This window comes from Pseudomonas sp. RA_35y_Pfl2_P32 (assembly GCF_963970735.1).
Lineage (GTDB): Bacteria > Pseudomonadota > Gammaproteobacteria > Pseudomonadales > Pseudomonadaceae > Aquipseudomonas.
On the sequence record NZ_CAXAQF010000270.1, the window covers coordinates 1 to 478 of the forward strand.

The window sequence follows — 478 nt, forward strand, 5'->3', positions numbered from 1 at the left end:
GCCTTGCGCCGCAGCCAGCGACACCCTCCGCGCAGGATCGTCAGCTCGCATTCCTCAATCAGACGCCCGACAAGCGCACTGTCTCGCCGGATCGCGTTGCCGCGCCAGCGTCGAAGAACGTCCTGCAGGCCGGCGCCGTCATCGCGGCCGCGCTCATCACCGGCATCCGCTCCGACCTGCCGGGTCAGATCACCGCACAGGTGACGGAGAACATCTATGACAGCCCGACCGGCAAGATCCTGCTTGTGCCACAGGGCACGCGCGTTATCGGCCAGTATGACAGTGGCGTCGGCTTCGGTCAGAGGCGCATACTTCTCGTCTGGAACCGGCTGATCTTCCCCAATGGCCGCTCCATCGTTCTGGAGCGTCAGCCTGGTGCGGACGCCGAGGGCTATGCGGGCCTTGAGGATGGCGTCGACTATCACTGGGGCGAACTGTTCAAGGCCGCTGCACTTTCCACGATTCTGAGCATCGGTGC

General features: G+C 64.6%; 1 protein-coding gene. It reads left to right on the forward strand.

What is annotated here, in order from left to right; all coding sequences use genetic code 11:
• A partial coding sequence (locus tag AACY45_RS28215) for a TrbI/VirB10 family protein (RefSeq protein ID WP_339548757.1) occupies nucleotides 1–478 on the forward strand: 478 nt, incomplete at both ends.